This window comes from Adlercreutzia sp. CNCM I-6215 (assembly GCF_977072315.1).
Genome location: NZ_CDRVMA010000002.1, coordinates 266,283 through 286,516, shown reverse-complemented (window position 1 = coordinate 286,516; position 20,234 = coordinate 266,283). Strand labels below are relative to the sequence as shown.

Annotated in this window: 19 protein-coding genes and 1 riboswitch; of the genes, 11 read left to right on the top strand and 8 right to left on the bottom strand. The window is 64.9% G+C overall.

Annotated elements, in window-relative coordinates; translation table 11 throughout:
* The first annotated feature begins 107 nt into the window (after window positions 1-107).
* The 8 genes from ACW4LP_RS02935 to moaC all read left to right on the top strand — a co-directional run bounded on the left by ACW4LP_RS02935 (window position 108) and on the right by moaC (window position 9,007).
* Window positions 108-335 carry a hypothetical protein gene (locus ACW4LP_RS02935; RefSeq protein ID WP_455803455.1) on the top strand — a complete coding sequence of 76 codons (228 nt, stop codon included), beginning with the start codon at window positions 108-110 and terminating at the stop codon, window positions 333-335.
* A 31-nt stretch (window positions 336-366) separates the two neighbouring features.
* Window positions 367-3,255: a molybdopterin-containing oxidoreductase family protein gene (locus tag ACW4LP_RS02930; RefSeq protein WP_455803454.1), complete on the top strand. Its 2,889-nt coding sequence runs from the start codon at window positions 367-369 to the stop codon at window positions 3,253-3,255.
* Entirely contained in the window at window positions 3,255-3,866 is a 612-nt protein-coding gene (locus ACW4LP_RS02925; protein ID WP_455803453.1) for a 4Fe-4S dicluster domain-containing protein, read from the top strand. The genes ACW4LP_RS02930 and ACW4LP_RS02925 overlap by 1 nt, the downstream gene beginning before the upstream one ends.
* Before the next feature lie 259 nt (window positions 3,867-4,125).
* Window positions 4,126-4,863, top strand: coding sequence for a TorD/DmsD family molecular chaperone (locus ACW4LP_RS02920; RefSeq protein WP_114540394.1), 738 nt, complete (start codon window positions 4,126-4,128; stop codon window positions 4,861-4,863).
* 1 nt (window position 4,864) lies between these two features.
* Window positions 4,865-5,602, top strand: a complete 738-nt coding sequence (locus ACW4LP_RS02915; protein WP_173112493.1) for a ferric reductase-like transmembrane domain-containing protein — start codon at window positions 4,865-4,867, stop codon at window positions 5,600-5,602.
* 67 nt (window positions 5,603-5,669) lie between these two features.
* A complete protein-coding gene (locus ACW4LP_RS02910; RefSeq protein WP_241520748.1) occupies window positions 5,670-7,235 on the top strand; it encodes a helix-turn-helix domain-containing protein in 1,566 nt (521 codons plus the stop codon).
* A gap of 87 nt (window positions 7,236-7,322) precedes the next feature.
* Window positions 7,323-8,324, top strand: a complete 1,002-nt coding sequence (gene moaA, locus ACW4LP_RS02905) for a GTP 3',8-cyclase MoaA (protein ID WP_114540392.1) — start codon at window positions 7,323-7,325, stop codon at window positions 8,322-8,324.
* A 182-nt stretch (window positions 8,325-8,506) separates the two neighbouring features.
* Entirely contained in the window at window positions 8,507-9,007 is a 501-nt protein-coding gene (gene moaC, locus ACW4LP_RS02900) for a cyclic pyranopterin monophosphate synthase MoaC (RefSeq protein ID WP_114540391.1), read from the top strand.
* 165 nt (window positions 9,008-9,172) lie between these two features.
* Here the strand turns inward: moaC and ACW4LP_RS02895 are convergent, their stop codons facing one another.
* Window positions 9,173-10,966 (bottom strand): FAD-binding protein, encoded by a 1,794-nt coding sequence (locus tag ACW4LP_RS02895; protein ID WP_227070689.1) that lies wholly within the window; start codon window positions 10,964-10,966, stop codon window positions 9,173-9,175.
* A gap of 337 nt (window positions 10,967-11,303) precedes the next feature.
* On the opposite strand from ACW4LP_RS02895, the gene ACW4LP_RS02890 reads away from it, so the two are divergent.
* Window positions 11,304-12,800: a response regulator transcription factor gene (locus tag ACW4LP_RS02890; protein ID WP_302808787.1), complete on the top strand. Its 1,497-nt coding sequence runs from the start codon at window positions 11,304-11,306 to the stop codon at window positions 12,798-12,800.
* An 8-nt stretch (window positions 12,801-12,808) separates the two neighbouring features.
* Here ACW4LP_RS02890 and ACW4LP_RS02885 read toward each other — a convergent pair whose 3' ends face one another.
* From ACW4LP_RS02885 to ribD, 5 genes are read right to left on the bottom strand one after another with little or no spacing between them, the layout of a single operon-like run.
* Window positions 12,809-13,486, bottom strand: a complete 678-nt coding sequence (locus tag ACW4LP_RS02885; RefSeq protein ID WP_412323056.1) for an HAD family hydrolase — start codon at window positions 13,484-13,486, stop codon at window positions 12,809-12,811.
* A 6-nt stretch (window positions 13,487-13,492) separates the two neighbouring features.
* Window positions 13,493-13,960 (bottom strand): 6,7-dimethyl-8-ribityllumazine synthase, encoded by a 468-nt coding sequence (gene ribH, locus ACW4LP_RS02880; RefSeq protein ID WP_114540388.1) that lies wholly within the window; start codon window positions 13,958-13,960, stop codon window positions 13,493-13,495.
* Between the two features lie 48 nt (window positions 13,961-14,008).
* Complete coding sequence (locus tag ACW4LP_RS02875) at window positions 14,009-15,244, bottom strand: bifunctional 3,4-dihydroxy-2-butanone-4-phosphate synthase/GTP cyclohydrolase II (protein ID WP_114540387.1); 1,236 nt, start codon at window positions 15,242-15,244, stop codon at window positions 14,009-14,011.
* 14 nt (window positions 15,245-15,258) lie between these two features.
* A complete protein-coding gene (gene ribE, locus ACW4LP_RS02870) occupies window positions 15,259-15,918 on the bottom strand; it encodes a riboflavin synthase (protein ID WP_114540386.1) in 660 nt (219 codons plus the stop codon).
* Window positions 15,900-17,069: a bifunctional diaminohydroxyphosphoribosylaminopyrimidine deaminase/5-amino-6-(5-phosphoribosylamino)uracil reductase RibD gene (gene ribD / locus ACW4LP_RS02865; RefSeq protein ID WP_227081078.1), complete on the bottom strand. Its 1,170-nt coding sequence runs from the start codon at window positions 17,067-17,069 to the stop codon at window positions 15,900-15,902. Before ribD ends, ribE begins: the two co-directional genes overlap by 19 nt.
* A gap of 134 nt (window positions 17,070-17,203) precedes the next feature.
* A riboswitch (FMN riboswitch) is annotated at window positions 17,204-17,331 on the bottom strand.
* Window positions 17,332-17,604: 273 nt separating this feature from the next.
* Between ribD and ACW4LP_RS02860 the strand changes: the two genes are divergently transcribed.
* Together ACW4LP_RS02860 and ACW4LP_RS02855 are read left to right on the top strand one after the other, a co-directional pair.
* Window positions 17,605-18,405 carry a YebC/PmpR family DNA-binding transcriptional regulator gene (locus ACW4LP_RS02860; protein WP_022740246.1) on the top strand — a complete coding sequence of 267 codons (801 nt, stop codon included), beginning with the start codon at window positions 17,605-17,607 and terminating at the stop codon, window positions 18,403-18,405.
* 209 nt (window positions 18,406-18,614) lie between these two features.
* Window positions 18,615-19,415, top strand: a complete 801-nt coding sequence (locus tag ACW4LP_RS02855; protein WP_022740245.1) for an SDR family NAD(P)-dependent oxidoreductase — start codon at window positions 18,615-18,617, stop codon at window positions 19,413-19,415.
* Window positions 19,416-19,527: 112 nt separating this feature from the next.
* Here ACW4LP_RS02855 and ACW4LP_RS02850 read toward each other — a convergent pair whose 3' ends face one another.
* Together ACW4LP_RS02850 and ACW4LP_RS02845 are read right to left on the bottom strand one after the other, a co-directional pair.
* Entirely contained in the window at window positions 19,528-19,731 is a 204-nt protein-coding gene (locus ACW4LP_RS02850) for an antitoxin (protein WP_278981767.1), read from the bottom strand.
* Window positions 19,721-20,020 (bottom strand): BrnT family toxin, encoded by a 300-nt coding sequence (locus tag ACW4LP_RS02845; RefSeq protein WP_331883799.1) that lies wholly within the window; start codon window positions 20,018-20,020, stop codon window positions 19,721-19,723. The genes ACW4LP_RS02850 and ACW4LP_RS02845 overlap by 11 nt, the downstream gene beginning before the upstream one ends.
* Window positions 20,021-20,234 lie beyond the last annotated feature (214 nt).

Below are 20,234 nucleotides of genomic sequence, written 5' to 3'. Positions count from 1 at the left end.
GGCGGCGGTACCAATTTATCTTACCCAGGGTACCAAGCCCGCTGACTGGCGGTACCAGATTCTGCTGATTGTTGGTACCGGAGAGGGTTACTACTCACATCGAACTTTTGGAATTCGTCGAGGCGGCCCCGCGCCCCTACGGGCAGATCGAGGAGCTGCTCTTGGGCAGGCCCGCTCTTCAGACGGTGATCGACGGTCGCGTCGAGACCATGCAGCCGTCGGTATTTGTGGACAAGCTCGAGCGCGCTGGCGCTCTGGTTTGGAAAGAAGGTTGGACGTTGACCGAGGAGGGAAGGGAGTTTCTGGAAGATCTGAAGGTGAACGGACAAGCGTAATCACGTGTAAGCAAGAGGAGAGGAAGACAATATGTCAAAAACGAATTTGACACGTCGCAGCTTCGTCAAAGTGTCCGCTCTCGCGGGCGCGGCCGCTGCGGTGGGCGCCTCCATGGCCGGCTGCATGCAGGAAGCTGCGCCGGAAGAGGAGCTCGCCGGCACCGGCGAGGCGGGCGTCTCGAGTACCGAGGGCCTGACGAAGATGCGCACGAGCTGCCATGGCTGCATTCAGATGTGCCCGGCCATCGCCTACCTGAAGGACGGCGTGGTCGTGCGGCTCGAGGGCGATCCGGAGGCCCCGGTGTCCCGCGGCAGCCTCTGCATCAAGGGCCTCAACCAGCTGCACACCATGTACAGCCCGCGCCGCATCCTGCACCCCCTGCGCCGGGCCGGCGAGCGCGGCGAGAACAAGTGGGAGGTCATCTCCTGGGACGAGGCCATCACCGAGGCGGCCACCCATATCAAGGACGCTATCGACCAGTACGGCAACTACGCGTTCTTCGCCAGCGTGGGCGGCGGCGGCTCCTACTCGTTCATGGAGGCCATGACGCTTCCCATGGCCTTCGGTAGCCCGACCGTCTTCGAGCCCGGCTGCGCCCAGTGCTACCTGCCCCGTTGGGCCCTCTCGAAGCTCTTCTACGGCGGCGACGACCAGTCCATCGCCGACAACGCCGTCCAGGAGATCTTCAAGGTGAACGACAACAAGACCGAGGTCGTGGTCATCTGGGGCGCCCAGCCCTCCGTGTCCGAGACCGCTGAGTCCGGCCGCGGCATGGCGGAGCTCCGCGCCGCCGGCGTGAAGACCGTGGTCGTCGACCCGAACTTCTCGCCCGACGCCGTGAAGGCCGACGTGTGGCTGCCCGTACGTCCCGGCACCGACACGAAGCTTCTGCTCTCGTGGTTCCGCTACATCTTCGAGAACAAGCTCTACGACGAGGAGTTCACGAAGTACTGGACGAACCTGCCGTTCCTCATCGACCCGGACACGAAGCTGCCCGTGCGCGCCCAAGAGCTGTTCCCGGACTTCCAGCAGACGACGCCCGAGAACACCCCGGCCTACGTGTGCTTCGATCTGAAGACGAACGCCGTAGCGCCCTTCGAGTACTCCGCTCCCGCCGATTCGGCCGTGGATCCCGAGATCTTCTGGGCCGGCGAGTTCAACGGCAAGCAGTACAAGACCGCCGGTCAGATCTACAAGGAGGAGGCCGATCCCTGGACGCTCGAGAAGACGGCCGAGGAGTGCTGGCTGCAAGCGGATAAGATCGAGGAGGCCATCAAGCTCTACGTCGAGAACAACGGCGGCATCGCCAACGGCGTGGCGTCGGACATGACCGAGTCCGCCTCCCAGGTGCCGCTCGGCTGCATGGGCCTCGACTCCATCATGGGCCGCATCAACAAGCCCGGCGTCACCATGACCCAGAAGGGCGGCGGCTACTTCGCCACCATGACCGACACCGGTGAGACCAAGCTGCTGCGCCCGGTCACCTACAACAACGGCTTCGGCGGCATGTTCTCCGACATGTACGGCGTCGGCGCGGTCATCGGCATGTCCGATGCCGAGAACGAGGCGCGCATCAAGCAGCTCGGCGAGGCCATGCCCGACTCCCAGCGCATCCTGAACAAGCTTCTGCAGGATCGTCTGGGCATGAAGGATCATAAGGGCCTCTACGCCTGGTGCCACTCCCACATCCCTACGGTGCGCAACGCCATCGCCACCGGCGAGCCCTTCAAGCCGCGCGTGTGGTTCGACATGTCCGGCAACAAGCTGGCCATGCTCGGCAACGCGAAGTCCTGGTACGACGTGTTCCCCGAGGTGGACTACATCATCGGCCAGTACCCGATGCTCACCTCCTTCCACATCGAGGCGTGCGATCTGGTCTTCCCGCTGCGCGAGTGGCTGGAAGAGCCCATGGTGAACATGACCCAGCTGGACACCCAGTGGCTGCAGAACGAGTGCGTGCACATCGGCGAGACCGTGTCGCACTCCATCCCGGCGGCCCAGGTGGTGGCCAAGTGCCGCGAGATGTGGGGCGGCCACATCCCGAACGGCCTGGAATTGGGCGATGGCACGGCTTATCTGGGCAGCGCCACCGAGGCCGAGGTCAAGCAGGGCGTTGCCGACACGCTTGGCGCTCCCGACTGGGAGACCCTGCAGGCGAACACCGACGAGTACGTGCCGTTCGTGACCCCCGACTATTGGAACTACAACCAGCACGAGCAGATCGCCGACGACGGCCTGCCCTCCGGCTTCGCCACCGAGTCCCGCAAGGTGGAGACCTACTGCCAGATGCTCATCCGCATGGCTCGCAACGGGTACCCGTACTGCTATCCGGAGCCTCAGGAGGCCTGCGAGGACTACAGCCCCATCTGCGTGCCCATCGAGCCGGTCGAGTCCCCCTACGAGGGCATGCCGGGCTACGATCCCGAGTACCCGTTCGTGCTCACGAGCGGACGTGTGCCCTACTTCCACCACGGCACCATGCGCCATGCTCCCTTCAGCCGCGAGCTGTTCCCCTGCGCCGAGATCCGCATCAACCCGACCAGCGCCAAGGAGCTCGGCATCGAGCACATGGACTGGGTCAAGGTCACCAGCCGCCGCGGCGAGGTGCACGCCCGCGCCTACCTGACCGAGGGCGTCCACCCCAAGACCGTGTGGATGGAGCGCTTCTGGAACCCCGAGTGCTACGACGCCTCTCAGGCCAACCCCACCGGCGGCTGGCGCGAGTGCAACGTCAACGTGCTCACCAAGAACGACGCCCCCTTCAACGAGGTGTACGGTTCCTATACCAACCGCGGCTTCACGGTGAAGATCGAGAAGTCCGAGCGTCCTGCCAACATTTGGGTGGAGGCCGAGGAGTTCGAGCCCTTCATGCCCACTCAGGAAATGCTCGCTGAAGCCCAGACGAAGGATGTGTTCTAATGAAAAATACGCTTGTCATCGACCTGGACCGCTGCTCGGGCTGCGACTCCTGCGTGGCCGCCTGCAAGATGGAGAACCAGATGAACCTGGGCGTGGTGCGCAACCACGTGTCGGCCGTGGGCCCTGTGGGCACCTTCCCGGACATCGAGATGTACTGGCTGCCCATGCAGTGCCAGCAGTGCGAGAACCCCGGCTGCATCGAGGTGTGCCCCACCGGCGCCTCCTACCGCGACGAGGAGACCGGCATCGTGCTCGTGAACGCCGAGGACTGCATCGGCTGCGAGAGCTGCCTGACGGGCTGCCCCTACGGCGTGCGCCAGCTGAGCCCGAAGACCAACACCATCGAGAAGTGCACGCTGTGCTTCCAGCGCAAAAACGACGAGAACTGGGTGCCGGCCTGCGTGCACAACTGCTGCTGCGGCGCTCGCACCTTCGGAGACTTGGACGATCCGAACTCCGAGGCCGCGAAGGTCGTGGCCGCCGCCGGCGAGAACGCGCACTACCTGTTCGATCCGGCCGACCTGCATCCCACGACGGTCTACATCCTCTCAGAGAAGACCGCCAAGTGGCAGGAGGAGCCCGTCGAGGTCACCCGCTACGAGAAGAAGTAGCCATTTTGCGTGAGGGGTACGCTTGCACCAGCCCGTAGGTGCGCCCCTCGGTTTTCGGTTGCCCCGACCGTCGCTCCCTCCCTTTTGGCGGTCGGGCGCTCTTGCGGGTTCGCAGTTTGAACCCGCAGGACGGGGGCTGCTGCTTTGGTGCGCCGGTGCGCTGCTTTTTCGAGGTCGCAGTTCCTGTCCTGCGGAGCGCTCTGGCGCTACGCGGTTTGTGCCCAACGAGGACGGGCGAGTCTGAGAGGAGAGGGGATAGATGGTAGATGAGATGAGCGTCGCTGCGGCCGATGAGGCTGTGGTGACGGAGGACATGATCGCGGCCCTCAAGGGTCGCGCGGCGTTCTACGACCTTTTGGCGGCCATCTACTTCCGGCCGTTGACGGCTGAGCAAATCGATAACATCGCCGAGATGGATTGGTCGGAATATGCCGATGTGAACGAGCTATTCGCCGACGGGGTGAACGATATCACGCGCTATTTGCGCAAGCGGAACTCCGGCACGCGCCAGGCGCTGGCCGTGGACTTCACTTCCGCCTTCGCCGGAACCTCCTCGTGGAAGGGCCGCTACGCGGTGCCCTACGAGAGCGTGCACACGAGCGAAGAGGGGCTCATGTTCCAGGACGCCTACCACGAGGTTTTCCAGCTGTACAAGGCCAACCACGTGGCCAAGGCCGAGGGCTACGACTTCCCCCACGATCACCTGTCGTTCATGTGCGAGTTCCTCGTGGTGCTCTCGGATCGCATCATTGCCGCCCTTGAGGCCGGCGACGACGCGGAGGCCCTGCGTCAGGTTCGCACATCCCGCGCGTTCCTCGCCGACCATATCCTCTCGTGGTTCGACACGTTCCAGGATCTGGCGCTTCTGCTTTTGGAGACGCGCTTCTATCGGGGCGTCTTGAAGATTTCCAAGGGTTTCTTCCTCGAGGACGCCGAGCTTTTGGATGCTATCGCCGTCGAGCTCGAGCAGCGCCTCGAGGTGCGAGAGGAGAGGTAACATGGACTTCGCGATCATCCTTGCAGTCACCATCGTCGGCTGCTTCGCCCTGCGCAATCCTCTGAAGGCGCTTCCGGTCGCGTTCTACGCCGCCGCCATCGCCATCGACGTCGTCTACGTGTACGGCGTGTTCTTCGGGCTGCCGCGCGCCATTTGGAGCCCGCTGTTCGTCCTCATCCAGAAGTGCGAGCTGTCGCTGGCCCTGTTCGTGGTCGTCATGTTCATCGGATGCCTGAACCGAGGCGGCCGCGCCTATCACTGGCTGAAGCCCGTGCGCAGCGAGCTGTCCATCGTGGCGTGGTTCCTCTCGCTCGGGCACATGGCCGTGTACCTGGAGAGCTACCTGCCGCGCCTTCTCGGCGGCGGCGAGATCGGGGGCAACGTCATGGGCGCCTTCGTTTTGGCGGTCGTGCTGCTCGTGCTGCTCGTCGTGCTCGGCGTGACGTCCTTCGCCTTCGTGAAGCGGCAGATGTCCACGGCCTCGTGGAAGAAGGTGCAGAAGCTGGCCTACCCGTTCTTCGGGCTGGTGTACGTGCACCTGCTGCTGATGCTTTTGCCCTCGGCCCTGCATGGCGGCCTTGCTGCCCAGGCCTCGGTGGCCGTGTACTCGGTGGTGTTCGTCGGCTATGCCCTCTGCCGCGTGGGCCGGGCGTTGGTCGACCGGAGCGCCGAGGATGCCGTGTCCGCGTCCAACGACCCGACTCCCGCCATCTCCGACGAGCCGGAAATGGTATCGTAGGCCAATCGGATCACATCGAGGAGCGCTCGGCTGTCGCCGGGCGCTCCTTGCGCTAGGGAGGGCAGTGATGGCCGAGACGAAAAATTTCATGGCGAAGCTCGTGCGCGCGTGGCCGGCATTGCCGTACATGGCCTTGGGGGCCCTGCTAGCTTCGGTCTATATAGCGAGCTCGGGAACGGCGTGGCTGTCTGATAGCGAGACCAACGGCGGAAACCTTTCGGTGCTGACGGTGACCACGAGCCTGTCGGCCGGCGGCCTCATGCTCCTGTCCACGTTCGCGGTGCCCCGGGTGCGCTCGTGGCTCGAGCGCCCGACGGCGTGCCTTTGGGCGGGGGCGGTCTCCTCGTTCGGCGCCCTCATCGTCATACTTATCGGGCCCTATTATTTGACGCCGATGCTGCCTTATCCCGTTATCCGATCGCTTTTCTTCATCGGCGGCATACTATTCGGCGTGGGGCTCGGGGCGATCGCCCTGCGTTGCGGGCAGCTCTACGGCGCGCTGCCGCCGCGCCAGGTCATCCTGTACGTGGCCTACTCCCAGTTCGTCGTGGGAGCCTCCTTCTTCATTGTGCTGGGATCGCCCGCCTGGGCGCCGGTTCCCGGCGGTCCCAGCTTGGCGGGCATGGCCGCGTTCGTGCTGCTGCCTTTGGCGGCCGGCATCTTGGCATCGTTCTCCCGTCATATCGAGCAGCCGACGCCCACGCTCGCGCGTGACCATTCGCGCCGGTCGCTGCCGAAATCGTTCTGGAAACTTTTGGCCGTCGTCTTCGTGTTCTCCTGCATCGTGTCCTCGGTGTACGCATCCACGGTGGCGGTGTCCTCCATCGAGACGACGCTGTCCGGCTCGCGTCTCGTCATGCTCGCGCGCATGCTTCTGGCGTTGGTTCTGGCGGTGGTGGCCGTGGGCACCGAGGGGGATCGGCTCAACTTTGGGAAACTGTACTCGGTGGTGATGGTGGCTTCCGTGGCGCTTGTCGCCTGCCTGCCTTTGGTGACGGTGCTGCATACCGTGATCGCCCAGGTGGTGTCGCTGTCCAGCGTCGTGTTCGAGTTGTTTCTGTGGTGCATTCTCGCCTTCATCGTCTTCCAGCGGCGCACCTCCGCGGTCATCGTGTTCGGCTACGGCTACGGCGCCTACCAGCTCGGCAACGGCATCGGCTGGCTCTTCGGGGCGCAGCTTGTAGGGACGCTGTTCGGCGCCGTCGGCGAGGTCTTCGCCTATATGATCATGGCGCTCATCGTGCTGGCCTGCGCCTTTCTCATCTTCTCGGAGCGCGAGTTCGACCGGCTCTTCGCGCCGGGGGAGGAGGGCGCCCCTTCGCTTGACGAGCTGCTGATGAGGGATCTTGCCGCCGAGAGCGAGGGGCCGGCCCGCGAGGACGAGCCGGTGCGCAAGGGACGCTTCGGTCTGGCGATCGAGGCTTTGGCCGCAGACTACCAGCTCTCTCCCCGGGAGACCGACGTGCTGCGCTGTCTGGCCATGGGCTACAACTCGTCCACCACGGCGAGCAAGCTCAGCATCTCCTGGAACACGGTGCGCACCCATACGCGCAACGTCTACGGCAAGCTGGGCGTTCATTCCCAGCAGGAGCTGATTGCCATGGTGGATGACGTCACGGCGGCCGAGGGGTAGGATATCTCGCGGCGCTCCTCGATGCGGATTGCGGTTTATTTCGAGTTCGATATAATAAGCAGTCAAAACACGTTGCGAGGGGTGACTTTGAAAGACTCACACGGTCGTACTATCGATTATCTGCGCATATCGCTGACGGATCGCTGCAATTTCCGCTGCGTCTACTGCATGCCCGAGGAGGGCGTGTGCGCGATGTCCCATGACGAGATCCTGCGCATCGAGGAGATCGAGCGGCTGGTGGCCGTGGCCGCCGGGCTCGGCATCCGCTCGGTTCGCCTCACGGGCGGCGAGCCGTTGGTGCGCAAGGGCGTGGTGGAGCTGGTGGACGCCATCACCGGCATCGAGGGCATCGAGAACGTCTCCATGACCACCAACGGGGTGCTTCTGCCCCGGATGATCGGCGATTTGAAGGCAGCGGGGCTTTCGCGGGTCAACATCTCGCTTGACACCCTGGATCCGGTGCAGTTCCACGAGATCACGCGCACGGGCCGTTTGGAGGACACCCTCGCCGGCATCGACGCGGCGCTCGCCGCAGGGCTCAATCCCGTGAAGGTGAACGCCGTGGCCGTGCGCAGCCTTGACCAGGACTTTTTGGAGTTCGCGAAGCTCTCCATCGATCGGCCGCTGCACGTGCGCTTCATCGAGTACATGCCCGTGGGCGATACGAGCGAGGACGCCGGCACCGGCTGGGGCAAGGAGGATGTCATCCCCTCCGAGGAGCTGTTCGACATCATCAACGAACGCGCCCGTGCGGCGGGGCTGCCCGAGCTGCGCCCGGCAGGGGTGACCAAACCTTTGGGCTGGGGCCCGGCTCGCTATTTCGAGTTTACCGACGCGCTGGGAACCGTGGGCTTCATCAGCCCGTTGTCGCGCCACTTCTGCAGCGAGTGCAACCGCCTGCGCGTGACCGCCGACGGCAAGGTGCGGCCGTGCCTGTTCTCCGATACGGAGTACGACGTGCGCACGGCCCTGCGCGAGGGCGACGACGCGGCGGTGCGCGATGTGCTGCTGACGGCCTTGGGCGCCAAGCCCGACGACCACCACGACAAAGTGGGCACCGACCGCAAGATGAGCCAGATCGGCGGCTAGCTTTCTTCCGGGTTGTCCGGGTTCGCGCTCGGGGCAAGGGCGCCGTGCTCAGACAGTCCTCGCTTGGTGGAACAGCCCACTGGGCTGTTCCAGTCGCTGCGGAACTCCGCGCGGACCCTCGCCCCGAGCGCGAACCCTCCTCTTCCAAGAATGCCTTCCGAACCTGCTAGAAAGGAATTGCAATGACCGAGCAGCTGACCCATATCGACGAGAACGGCGACGTGCGCATGGTGGACGTGTCGCAAAAGGCCGACACCGAGCGCGTGGCCGTGGCCGAGGGCTTCATCTCCATGAAGCCGGAGACGCTGGCCCTTATCGTGGAGGGCAAGGCGGCCAAGGGCGATGTGCTCGCCTGCGCCCGGGTGGCCGGAGTGATGGCCGCGAAGAAAACGAGCGAGCTTATCCCCATGTGCCACCCGCTGAACATCACCAAGGCCAAGGTGGAGTGCGCGCCCGTGCGCGAGGGCGAGCGGGAAGACGGGCGCGTGGGTATTCACGTGACTACGACGTGCGGCGTCACGGGCAAGACCGGCATCGAGATGGAGGCGCTCACGGCGGCTTCCGTGACGTGCCTGACCGTGTACGATATGTGCAAGGCCGTGGACCGCGGCATGGAAATTTCCGATGTGCGCCTGCTGAAGAAGGACGGCGGCAAGACGGGCCTCTGGCTGCGGGAGGAGTAGATTTCCGCAGTTTGGAGAGGTTGCGACAGGAAAGCCCCCGGCCGGGGAGGGACGGCCGGGGGCTTTGTCGATGATCTGCGGGAGCCGTGAGGGCGGACCCCGCAGCGGGAAAGGCATTTCGGGTGAGACGGGCGCGGCCAGCGGCGGCACCCGTCTCTGCCGTTTCTAGCCGAGGAATTTCGCCACGGACTTGCCGCACTCGCGGCCGAGCACCAGGGCGAAGGCCAGCGAGCAGCCGGGGATGGGGGTCACGTACTCGGTGCCGAAACGGCGGCCGCAGTCGTTGCCGGCCATGTACAGGCCGGGGATGGGCTCGTAGTTCGCATCCACGGCGTTCTGCTCGCCGTCGGTGATGATGCCGCCCATGGTGACCATGGTCTCGCCGAGCACCGGGTCGAAGGTGCAGGCGTAGAAGGGGCCGTCCTTCACCGGGAAGAGCACCTCAGCGGCGCGGCCGAACTCCTCGTCGACGCCGGCCTCGCAGTAGCCGTTCCATCGCTCGATCTGGGCGACGAACTCCGTGGCGGCGTCGCCGGAAAGCCCCATCTGGCCGGCCAGGCCCTCCAGGGTGTCGTCGGCGATCCACTCCACCTGGGTCATGGGGCCGCCACCGCCCGGGCCGCCCTGGCCCTCTTCCTGCTCCGGTTCCTCGTAGGTGCCCTTGAACTTCGCGTAGGCCTTGTCGAGCGAGTCGCGCAGGGAGGCGATGTTCTCCTCATTGGCGGTGAAGCCGGCGTGCTGGGGCAGGGTGTACTGGCGGTACTCGGTGAAGTTGTTGTCCACCACGGCGTACTTCGTCTTGCGGCTCATGAACACCGTCTGGTAGCCGCGCTGCTCGCTCGTGGGGTAGTACTCGTTGGCGAAGCGGCGGCCGTTCTCGTCGATCCACACGGCCTGGGGCAGGCAGTTCATCTTGCCGGGTACGGCGAGGCCCTTCATGTTCATGCCGGCCACCGGCGTGGTTTCCAGGTGCGCACCGGCCCAGTAGGCCATTTGCACGCCGCGGCCGTCGTTGGCGGACATGGAGGTGAGCGCATCTTCGCCGGTGAGGGCCTGGGCCATGTCGGGCATGAAGTAGGTCATCATCTCGGGGTTGCCGCCCATGCCGCCGCAGGCGCAGACCACGGCTTTGCAGTTGATCTTGATGTAGCCGTCCGCGTCAGAGGCCACAAGACCCGCCACGGCACCGTCCTGCATGATGATGTACTCGGCGGTGGTGGCGAAGTGGAACTCGGCGCCGGCCTCCTCGGCCGCGGCCTGGTTGTACATCTGGATCTTCGTCTGGTTGCACTCGCCGTAGAACGAGCACACGCTCGGCCAGAACTTGATGCCCGACAGCTCGCCCATCTGGTGCTCGGTGGGCGGGAAGAACGCCGTGGTCATGGTGGCGAAGTCCTCCTCGGTCAAACGATCGAGGTACCAGTTGGAGTTCTCCTCGGAGTTCTGGGCGAACTTCATGACCAGCGTGGGGTTGGGCATGTTGGAGGTGATCTTCATGAAGTTCTGGTAGAACTCCACCGGATCGATGTGGGGCACGCCGCGCTCCTGGAGGATCTTGGCGTTCAGCGAGGCGAACTCGTTGCCCACGGCGGCGTAGGTGTCCTCGGGCTGCTTCTCGATGAGGATGACCTTCTTGCCCTGCTCGGCCAGCTCGCGGCAGGCGGTGATGCCGGCGAAGCCATGGCCGCAGACCACTGCCTCGCAGTCCCATTCCTTGGCGAAGTCGGTCACCTCGGCCGGCGGGGTCATCCAGCTGGTGTCGGTGACGTTGTGGATGTGCACATCGCTGGGCGCGGAGCTGCCCGCGCTCTCGATGTGGCCGCCGTCTTCGGTCTTGGCGGTGCTGTCGCCGCCTGCCGGCGCGCAGCCGGCGAGCCCGGCGGCTCCGGCGGCCATGGCGGCCACGGCGCCCATGCCGATGAACGAGCGGCGGGACATGCCCTTGGTTGTCTTCTCCATAGTTCCCATATCCTCCCTTGGTATCGGGGCGTATCGGTCGGCGTGCACCGAAGCTCGGCGGTGCGGCCGGCGGGGCGCTCGGGGCGACTCCCCGGCCTTCTCGTCGCTCGCCTTGGTGCGGCGCCGGGGCCCATGATGGCACCGCGAGCGGCCCGCGAGGAATCGTCAGCTTGGGGGATTTCCCGGAAAGCGCCCTCGCGGAAATGGGGGAGATGGAAATAAACCGCAGGTCAGCGCCACAGGGCCAGAATGACGGCTCGGTAACGCCGTGGCAACTTCGGAAAGTTTCGCTATACTGGTGCCCGACGAAGCCGCGACAAGCCAGGGAGGGTACAGGTTGCCGCTTTCCAAATACTTCAGGCTCGAGGCGCTCACGCTCATAGCGTTTCTGGCCACCATTCCCATCTACTCGCCGAACCATCTGCTCTTCGAGACCGGCGTCTTCGACGTGCCCACGTTCATGGCGCCCTTCGCGAACACGATGCTTTTCTCCACACTCGTATTGGGCACGCTCGCCGCGCTGGCCTCGGGGCGGCGCTGTCCCGAGAGGCTCTTGGGCCGCGGCTGGGTGGTGGCCGGCGTGGCCGCTTATCTTACGGGCTACGGCCTGCTCATAGCCGCGGCGGCGCTGCCGGGCGTGGGCACGGGGGCTGTGGGGGCTCTTTCGGGTTTTCTGTTGGCGGCGGGCACCGTGGAGCTGGCGGTGCTGTGGGGCAGCTACATGGCCGCCTACGACCTGCGCCAGGCGCTTTTGTGGTGCGCCCTTTCCGTGGGCTGCGCGGCGCTCGTGGGGCTTCTGCTGTCCTCCACCACCTTCGGCGTGGGGCTCATCGTGTTCGTGGTGCTGGTGCTGGCGAGCTTCCCCGTGCCCTGCCTGGCGGCGTGGAAGCGCCCGCGGGGCGGCGCGCGCCCGGGAGATCTGGGCGGCGGGGCCAAGGCGGCTGGTGCGGCATCATCCGTGCAGGAGGCGGCGGAATCTCCGGCCCCCACGCGCCGGGCGCGGCTGGCGTCTTTGGCCTCGGTGTCCGGCATGCCGCTGGCGGGCCTCATGGTGTTCGCCTTCATGATGGGGGCGCGGAAGTTCATCCTGTTCGACGTGGTGAACATGGAGCTGCTCGGCTGCGCGCTGGGGGCCGTGGTGGCGCTGCCCATCTGCCTTCTGCGCACGAGCCGGCCGCTCACCACGCTCATCTACCGGATGCTCGTGCCGGCGTTCGCCTTGGTGCTCATCGTGCTGAACAGCTTCCCCGCCACCACGATGCCGATGTTCTTCGCCGCGTGGCTCACCTACGTGTTCTACGGGGCCGTGGCCATCCTCGCCCTGGCGAGCCTGGCGGCCGTGGCCCATGCCCGGGAGTTCTCGGCCGGCTCGGTGTTCGGCACGGCGGTGGCGGCCTTCGCGCTGTTCTCGCTTCTGGGCCTGGGGTGCGCGCCCACCGCCCCCTTCCAGGAAGAGGGCGGCGGCCCGGCGCTCTTGGTGGTGAGCACGTTCTACTTCGTGGGCGTCATCGCGGCGGCGCTCTGGGGCTTTTGGCGCGCGGGCGCGGGGGAGCGCGCGGCCGACGACGGGCTGGGCGCGCGGGATGCCGGCGCGGGGGCCGACGCGCCGGCCCAAAGCGTGCAGGCGCGCTGCGAGGCCTTGGCCGACGAGGCCGGCCTAACGCCGCGGGAGCGCGAGATTTTAGGGTATCTGGGGCGCGGCCACGGCATCGCCTTTGTGGCCGCCACGCTCGTCATCTCCGAGTCCACCGTGCGCACCCACGTGAAGAGCATCTACAAGAAGCTCGGTGTGAACGGCCGCGAGGAGCTGCTCGCGAAGGTGGACGAGGGATAGGGCCAGGGCTAGGGGTGCCCGCGCGGCTTCCCGGTAAGTGCCCGCACGGCCCCTGCGATCTCGGGGGCCGTGCTCACCAGGACGTCCGCCCGGCTGAGCTCGTCTGCCGTTCCGAATCCGTAGGTGCACCCGACAAAGGGAATGTTTCCGCGCACGGCCACCTCCTGATCGTGGTGCCGGTCGCCGACCATGAGGTGGGGCTTCGGGTAACGTGCGCAAATCTGCCGGTAGATCTGCCACTTCTCCAGCCCTTCGAAGTCTTCGGCGCACCAGGCGCCGGTGAACAGGCCGCCGAGGCCGAATGCGGCAAGGTGCTCGTCGCGGTAGGAGCCGCTGCAATTTGAGAGGAACACGAGCGTGCATCCCTCCTCGCGCAGGGATTCCAGCATGGCCTTCGCGCCGGGGTACAGGCGCCCTGCGCCCGCCGCGAGCAAGCGGCGCATCTCCTCTCCGATGGCGGCCGATGCGCGCTGCCAAATCGCTTCGGGCAGCTCGGGCATGAAGGAGGCCCACATGGCGGCAGGGGAGTATCCGAGCCACGAGGCGATCTCCTCATCGGAGAACGTACGCGGGGCGGCCCAGCCATCGGTTACCAAGGCAGCATAGGCGCGGCGAAACGCCGGGCCGTACAGATGCATGGAATTGTGGAGCGTGCCATCGTAGTCGAAAAATACCGTGCCGCCCATGGGCCCCTAGCCTTCGATCTCCCGCAGAAGGTTGACCATCTCGATGGCCGACGTGGCGCAGTCGAATCCTTTGTTGCCCGCCTTGGTGCCCGCACGCTCGATTGCCTGCTCGATCGTGTCGGTGGTCACGATGCCGAACATAACGGGCACCCCGCTTTCCAGCGATACGTGGGCGATGCCCTTGGCGGCCTCGTTGCAGACCAGGTCGTAGTGGCTCGTGGCGCCGCGGATGACGGCGCCCAGGCAGATGACGGCGTCATAGCGGCCCGATTGCGCCATCTTCTGCGCGGCAAGCGGCGCCTCGAAAGCGCCGGGCACCCAGGCGATGTCGACGTCCTGCTCGCGCACGTTGTGGCGCAAAAGGCCGTCCATGGCGCCCCCGATCAGCTTGGATGTGATGAACTCGTTGAAGCGGGAGGCCACGATGCCGACCTTGATGTTCTCCGATACCAGCTTCCCTTCGAATACCGTCATGATGATCCTTTCCCAAACGTTGGTTTCCTTAGTCGAGTTGTACAGGCGCTAGGACGCCTGGCGCTCCTCATCGAAGTACAGCAAATGCCCCATCTTCTCCTGCTTGGTGCGCAGATAGAACTCATCGTGGCTGGTCAAAGGCATTTGGATGGGCACGCGTTCGGTGATCTGCAGCCCGAAATCGCCCAATTGGTACACTTTGTCGGGGTTGTTCGTAAGCAGTCGCATGGTCTTTACGCCCAGCTCGTGCAGAATTTGGGCGCCGATGTAGTATTCTCGCAGGTCGCCCGCGAAGCCCAGGGCCAGGTTGGCCTCCAGGGTATCCATGCCGGCATCTTGCAGCTCGTAGGCGCGCAGCTTGTTCACAAGCCCGATGCCGCGCCCTTCCTGGCGCATGTACAGCACCACCCCGCGCCCCTCGGCTTCCACCTGGGCCATCGCTGCAGCCAGCTGCTGGCCGCAATCGCAGCGCAGGCTGCCGAAGGCATCGCCGGTGAGGCACTCGGAATGAACGCGCACCAGCACATCGACGCCGTCTCCGATGTCGCCTTTCACCAGGGCCACGTGGTGCTCGCCGTTCAACTTGTTCACGAAGGCGTGGGCGCGAAATGCCCCGTAGCGCGTGGGCATTGCCGTATCGGCCACTTCCACCACGTGGCATTCGTGCTTCTTGCGGTAGTCCTGGAGCGCTTTGATGGAGATGAACTTCAAATTGAATTGCCGGGCGAGCTCTATCAGCTCGGGTGTGCGCATCATGGTGCCGTCTTCGCGCATGATCTCGCAGCACAGACCGCACTCCTCAAGACCGGCCAGACGCATCAGGTCCACTGTGGCCTCGGTGTGGCCGTTGCGCTCCAGCACGCCGTTGGCCTTTGCCATCAGCGGGAACATATGGCCCGGCCGGCGGAAGTCGGACGGGCGGGCGCCGGGCTGCACCACGGCGCGCGCGGTCAGCCCGCGCTCTTGCGCCGAGATGCCCGTTGTGGTGTCGACGTGGTCGATGGACACGGTGAAGGCGGTTTCGTGGTTGTCGGTGTTCTCGGTGACCATTTGGGGAAACGCCAGCTTTTGGCACAGTTCGGCGGACATGGGCATGCAGATGAGCCCCTTGCCGTGTACTGCCATGAAGTTCACGTTCTCGGTGGTGGCGAACTGCGCTGCGCAGATGAAATCGCCTTCGTTCTCGCGGTCGGGGTCGTCGGTGCACAGAATGATCTTGCCCGCGCGCAAATCATCCAGCGCCTCTTCGATCGTGCTGAACTGGAATGACTTGTTCTCTTCCATGGGGTGCTCCTTCGTTAGAATCCATGCGCTGTCAGAAATGCTTGGGTGATACCGCCGCTCTCGGCCGTCGCGGATGGAGGGGGGAGGGGGGCGCCGAGGAACCGTTCGACGTACTTCCCGACCATATCGGTTTCGAGGTTCACCTCATCGCCGACGCGCTTGAGGGAAAGGGTCGTCTCGGCCCGGGTGTGGGGGATGATGGACACGGCGAAGTCGGCGTCGGTCAGGCGCGCCACCGTGAGGCTGACGCCGTCGATGGCGATGGATCCCTTCATGATGATGTGGCGCAGGGTGGTCGCATCGGCTCCGATGGTGTACCACACGGCGTTGTCGTCGCGCTGGATGCGGCGAATCGTGCCCACCGCGTCGATGTGCCCCGACACCAAGTGTCCGCCGAATCGCCCGTCGGCCGCCATGGCCCTCTCCAGGTTCACGGGGCTGCCGGCATGCAGGGCGCCGAGGTTGCTGCGTCGCAACGTCTCGTGCATGACATCGGCGCTGAACTGGGTCGCTCCCAGCGAAGTGACGGTGAGGCAGACGCCGTTCACGGCGATGGAGTCGCCCAGCCGAGTTCGCTCGAGCACGGTGCGCGCGTCAATGGACAGAACGGCCGAATGGGCGCCCCGGCGCAGCGTCCTTACGGTGCCGATTTCCTCTACAATGCCGGTGAACATGGTGTCGCCTCGCTTTCGACTGAAGGGGAAACGGCGCATTCTAAGAGCAGATCGGGCCCAAGGGCGGTGACGGTGGGGGAGGAAAGGCGAAGCGCGTCGGCGGGCAGCGCCACGCCCCGACCTGCCACCGGCCCTGGCGCGCTTGCTCCCCCGAAAAGCTTCGGGGCGATATAGGCTTGCACGCGGTTCGCCAGTCCGCCGTCGATGAAGGCGCCGTGCAGCGCAGGGCCGCCTTCGACGAGGATCGAGTCGATGCCCAAGCTGCCCGCGTGATCGAGAAGGGCCGGCAGGTTCACTGCGCCGTTGCCCCCTTCCGCCGGCGGCGACGCCCAGACTGAACATCCGGCCTCGCGCAGGGCGCCTGTGCGCTCGGCGCTCGCCTGCGGCCCCACCGCCACCAGCGTCGGTATCTCTTGGGCTGTCCGCACGAGCAACGCATCCAGGGGCAAGCGCCCTTGGGAGTCGACCACGATGCGCAGCGGCTGCCGCCAGGGGCCGCCTTCCAAGCGGCAGGTAAGCGCGGGGTCATCGGCTAGGGCGGTGCCGATGCCCACCATGATGGCTGCGAACCGGTGTCGGTCGCGATGCACCCGCTCGCGCGCTTCGGGCCCGGTGATCCACCGGGATGCCCCCGTGCGCGTGGCCGCTTTCCCGTCCAGGGTCATGGCGTATTTCAGCACCACCAAGGGGCGCCCGGTGGTAATGAAGTGGAAGAATACCTCGTTGAGGTGCCGGCACCCCTCTTCCAGGACCCCCGTCTCCACTACCGTGGCCGCCTCGCGCAGCTGCGCGCACCCTTGGCCCGCCACCAAAGGGTTCGGGTCAAGGGCGCCCACGACGACGCGGGCAATGCCCGCTTCCAGGATAGCGTCGGTGCAGGGTGGCGTTTTGCCCCAATGGCAGCACGGCTCCAGCGTGACGTACAGGGTGCTTCCGGCGGGGTCTTCGGCGCATGCGGCCAGCGCCTCCCGCTCCGCGTGGGGCTGGCCGCATGCGGTGTGCCAGCCCTCGCCGATGATGCGGCCGTCTTTCACGATAACGGCACCTACGAGTGGGTTTGGGCTGGTCCAGCCAGTCCCTCTCTCGGCAAGCACCAGCGCACGGGCCATGAAGGCTTCGTCGCGTGCGAGTTGCTCTAACTTCTGGGACATCGCTCACCTCCAACGCATCGCTGCGACCTTCGGGCGCCACTTCCGAAAAGATGAGCGGACGATTGCGAAAAAAGCCCTGAAACCAAAAGGTTCCAGGGCTTCTAACTGTCCGATGCGCTCCGCTGGGGAGCACTTCCTATCTTCTTCCATCCAGACTGTAACTGTCGGCTTCGGAATTTCACCGAATCAGCCGCAAGCGCAAGACGTGCGGATCGTGGGCTGTACCACCGGTGGGGACTTTCACCCCGCCCTGAAGATCATGTTCAATTGTTGATCGATCATAGTGCTTTATGGAAGTCCGCGCAACCCACGAATTGGGAAATCTGTGGATACCGTTGGTGATTGCTCGGGACGTGGCGCTTCTTTCCAGGGGCGCGCCACAGCCGCGTATCCGACAAACCTGGCGATGCGCTCGTTCTCTGCGCGCGGCCCCTTCCGTAGAAAAACCGTGCAGCGCGGCAGCTGGGTTTTCCCGTTCGCGCCCTTGTGGTACCATAAACCGCTGTTGTATTCGCGTTTCGAAGGGACTTAATTCATGTCAGGGCATTCTAAGTGGGCAACCACCAAACATCGCAAGGCCGCGCAGGACGCTAAGCGCTCGGCTCTGTTCTCCAAGCTGGCTCGCAACATCACCGTGGCCGCCAAGGAGGGTGGCGACCCGAACCCCGACAACAACGCGTCGCTGGCCGCCGCCATCGAGAAGGCCAAGGGCTATTCCATGCCCAAGGACAAGATCAAGACCGCCATCGACAAGGCTTTCGGTTCCGGCAAGGACGCCGCCAACTACGAGACCGTCGTCTACGAGGGCTACGGCCCGGCGGGCGTGGCGGTGCTCTGCGAGGCGCTGACCGATAACCGCAACCGCACCGCCGCCGATGTGCGCGCTGCCTTCTCCCATTCCGGCGGCAACCTCGGCACCTCCGGCTCGGTGGCCTTCCAGTTCGACCGCAAGGGCCAGATCATGGTGTCCAAGGAGGTCGAGACCGGCGACAAGAAGAACCCCATCGGTCCGAACGGCGCCGCTGCCGACGAGGAGGAGTTCATGCTCGCCGTGGCCGAGGCCGGCGGCGACGACTACGAGGACGCCGACGAGGAGTGGATCGTCTACACCGCGCCGGGCGATCTCATGGCCGTGGTGAAGGAGCTTGAGGCCCAGGGCATCCAGGTGAAGGGCGCGGAGATGACCATGATCGCCAACACGCCGTCGGCGGTGTCGGTGGCCGACGCCAAGAAGGTCATGCGCCTCATCGACAAGCTGGAGGAGCTGGAGGATCTGCAGGCGGTGTACCACACCATGGACATCACCGACGAGATCGCCGAGGCGCTCGACGAGTAGTTTTCGCGAGCGTTAAAGCCAATCGCGCTAGGGAAGGCGCCGAGCCGCAGGGCTCGGCGCCTTTTGCCTTTCGGGGACGTAACGGGGCCGCGCAACATTCTGGAAACATAGTCGCGAGGAAATCTGATAGGGTGAAGCTTAGGTAAGCGCGCGATAGGCTCTTTGTGCAGCAGCGAGGGAGCCCCGCGCAGGACGAAAAGGGAGGCTCCATGGGTTTTCTCGAAGGTAAGACCGCCATCATCACCGGCGCTGGGTTCGCGGCGCTCAAGGACGGATCCGCCGGTTCCATCGGCTACGGCATCGCCACCGCCTACGCCAAGGAGGGCGCGAACCTGGTCATCACCGGCCGCAACGTGAAGAAGCTGGAGACGGCCAAGGAGAAGCTGGAGGCCGAATACGGCATCCAGGTGCTTTGCGTGGCCGCCGACGTGAATGCCGGGGCCGACAACCAGGCCGTGGTGCAGAACGTCATCGACCAGGCCATCGAGAAGTTCGGCCGCATCGACGTGCTGGTGAACAACGCCCAGGCCTCCGCTTCCGGCGTGACGCTGGCCGACCACACCACCGACCAGTTCGACCTGGCCATCTACTCGGGTCTGTACGCCACCTTCTACTACATGCAGGCGTGCTATCCCTACCTGAAGGAGACCAAGGGCTCGGTCATCAACTTCGCCTCCGGTGCAGGCCTCTTCGGCAACTTCGGCCAGTGCGCCTACGCCGCCGCCAAGGAGGGCATCCGCGGCATGAGCCGCGTGGCCGCCACCGAATGGGGCCCCGACGGCATCAACGTGAACGTGGTGTGCCCGCTGGCCTGGACGGCCGCTCTGGAGAACTTCCAGGAAGCTTATCCCGACGCCTTCACGGCCAACGTGCACATGCCCCCCATGGGCCACTACGGCAATGTGGAGACCGAGATCGGTCGCGTCGTGGTGCAGCTTGCCAGCCCCGACTTCAAGTTCATGAGCGGCGAGACCCTGACGTTGGAAGGCGGCATGGGCCAGCGCCCGTAAACACCTCTCGGATAACGAATCGCCAAAGTGTCGTCCCGAAGGTCAACTGTTCTTCGGGACGACTTTGTGTTTGGCTGCCTGAATCTAGTGCGACGTAAACTGTGGCACGCCCTTAGGCGAACGCAAGAACCTTCTTCTCCTCGGCGCACTGCACCAGGTAGAGGTTTATCAGGTTTTGGTAGGGGATGCCCGTGCGGGCGGCCTCTTCCTTGAAGTAGTCGATGGCCTCCACGTCGATGCGCATGGTGACGGGGCGGCGCAGCCTCCTCGCGTAAGGGTTGGGCTTGGAGTCGGCGAAATCGTACTCAGCTCTCATGGCAATACCTCCAGTAAGCTCTTTCCTCTGTCTTCGTCGCTTTGCGCGCTGAGATGATCCGGATGACGCTGTCGTCCTGCCGGTAGCAATGGCAGACGGTCAGCATGCGGGCCCTTCTGCTCATTCCCAGAATGATGAAGCGCTCTTCGTAATCGGAATGGTCGGGGTCGTCGATGATGCGGGCGTAGCTGTCGGAGAATACCGATGACGCCTCCTCGAACGTGACCCCGTGCTTGGTCTCGTTCGAGGAGGCCTTTGCCGGATCCCATTCGAATGATATGTCGAACATTGCTGTCATATTGCCATTATACATACAATCGGAGATTAGCGGTAGAGCGTTGCAAGAATGTTGGTGGCGTTCGGCGTCGCATTTTCGCTGCGTGGATCCTTCCGCGAAAAAAACCTGGTGGTGTCGCCAACCTGTGCTAAACTTGCCGAAATGCTGTTAACGAAGCGCACATACACTTGCCTGGGGGGTATCACCGCTAAGTCGGCCCGAGCCC

Excerpts from the sequence above, each read along its gene's own strand:
- ACW4LP_RS02930 (WP_455803454.1), top strand. The coding sequence starts at position 367 with ATGTCAAAAACGAATTTGACACGTCGCAGCTTCGTCAAAGTGTCCGCT.
- ACW4LP_RS02925 (WP_455803453.1), top strand. The coding sequence starts at position 3,255 with ATGAAAAATACGCTTGTCATCGACCTGGACCGCTGCTCGGGCTGCGAC.
- ACW4LP_RS02920 (WP_114540394.1), top strand. The coding sequence starts at position 4,126 with ATGGTAGATGAGATGAGCGTCGCTGCGGCCGATGAGGCTGTGGTGACG.
- ACW4LP_RS02915 (WP_173112493.1), top strand. The coding sequence starts at position 4,865 with ATGGACTTCGCGATCATCCTTGCAGTCACCATCGTCGGCTGCTTCGCC.
- ACW4LP_RS02910 (WP_241520748.1), top strand. The coding sequence starts at position 5,670 with ATGGCCGAGACGAAAAATTTCATGGCGAAGCTCGTGCGCGCGTGGCCG.
- moaC (WP_114540391.1), top strand. The coding sequence starts at position 8,507 with ATGACCGAGCAGCTGACCCATATCGACGAGAACGGCGACGTGCGCATG.
- ACW4LP_RS02895 (WP_227070689.1), bottom strand. The coding sequence starts at position 10,966 with ATGGAGAAGACAACCAAGGGCATGTCCCGCCGCTCGTTCATCGGCATG.
- ACW4LP_RS02885 (WP_412323056.1), bottom strand. The coding sequence starts at position 13,486 with ATGGGCGGCACGGTATTTTTCGACTACGATGGCACGCTCCACAATTCC.
- ribH (WP_114540388.1), bottom strand. The coding sequence starts at position 13,960 with ATGACGGTATTCGAAGGGAAGCTGGTATCGGAGAACATCAAGGTCGGC.
- ACW4LP_RS02875 (WP_114540387.1), bottom strand. The coding sequence starts at position 15,244 with ATGGAAGAGAACAAGTCATTCCAGTTCAGCACGATCGAAGAGGCGCTG.
- ribE (WP_114540386.1), bottom strand. The coding sequence starts at position 15,918 with ATGTTCACCGGCATTGTAGAGGAAATCGGCACCGTAAGGACGCTGCGC.
- ribD (WP_227081078.1), bottom strand. The coding sequence starts at position 17,069 with ATGTCCCAGAAGTTAGAGCAACTCGCACGCGACGAAGCCTTCATGGCC.
- ACW4LP_RS02860 (WP_022740246.1), top strand. The coding sequence starts at position 17,605 with ATGTCAGGGCATTCTAAGTGGGCAACCACCAAACATCGCAAGGCCGCG.
- ACW4LP_RS02855 (WP_022740245.1), top strand. The coding sequence starts at position 18,615 with ATGGGTTTTCTCGAAGGTAAGACCGCCATCATCACCGGCGCTGGGTTC.
- ACW4LP_RS02850 (WP_278981767.1), bottom strand. The coding sequence starts at position 19,731 with ATGAGAGCTGAGTACGATTTCGCCGACTCCAAGCCCAACCCTTACGCG.
- ACW4LP_RS02845 (WP_331883799.1), bottom strand. The coding sequence starts at position 20,020 with ATGTTCGACATATCATTCGAATGGGATCCGGCAAAGGCCTCCTCGAAC.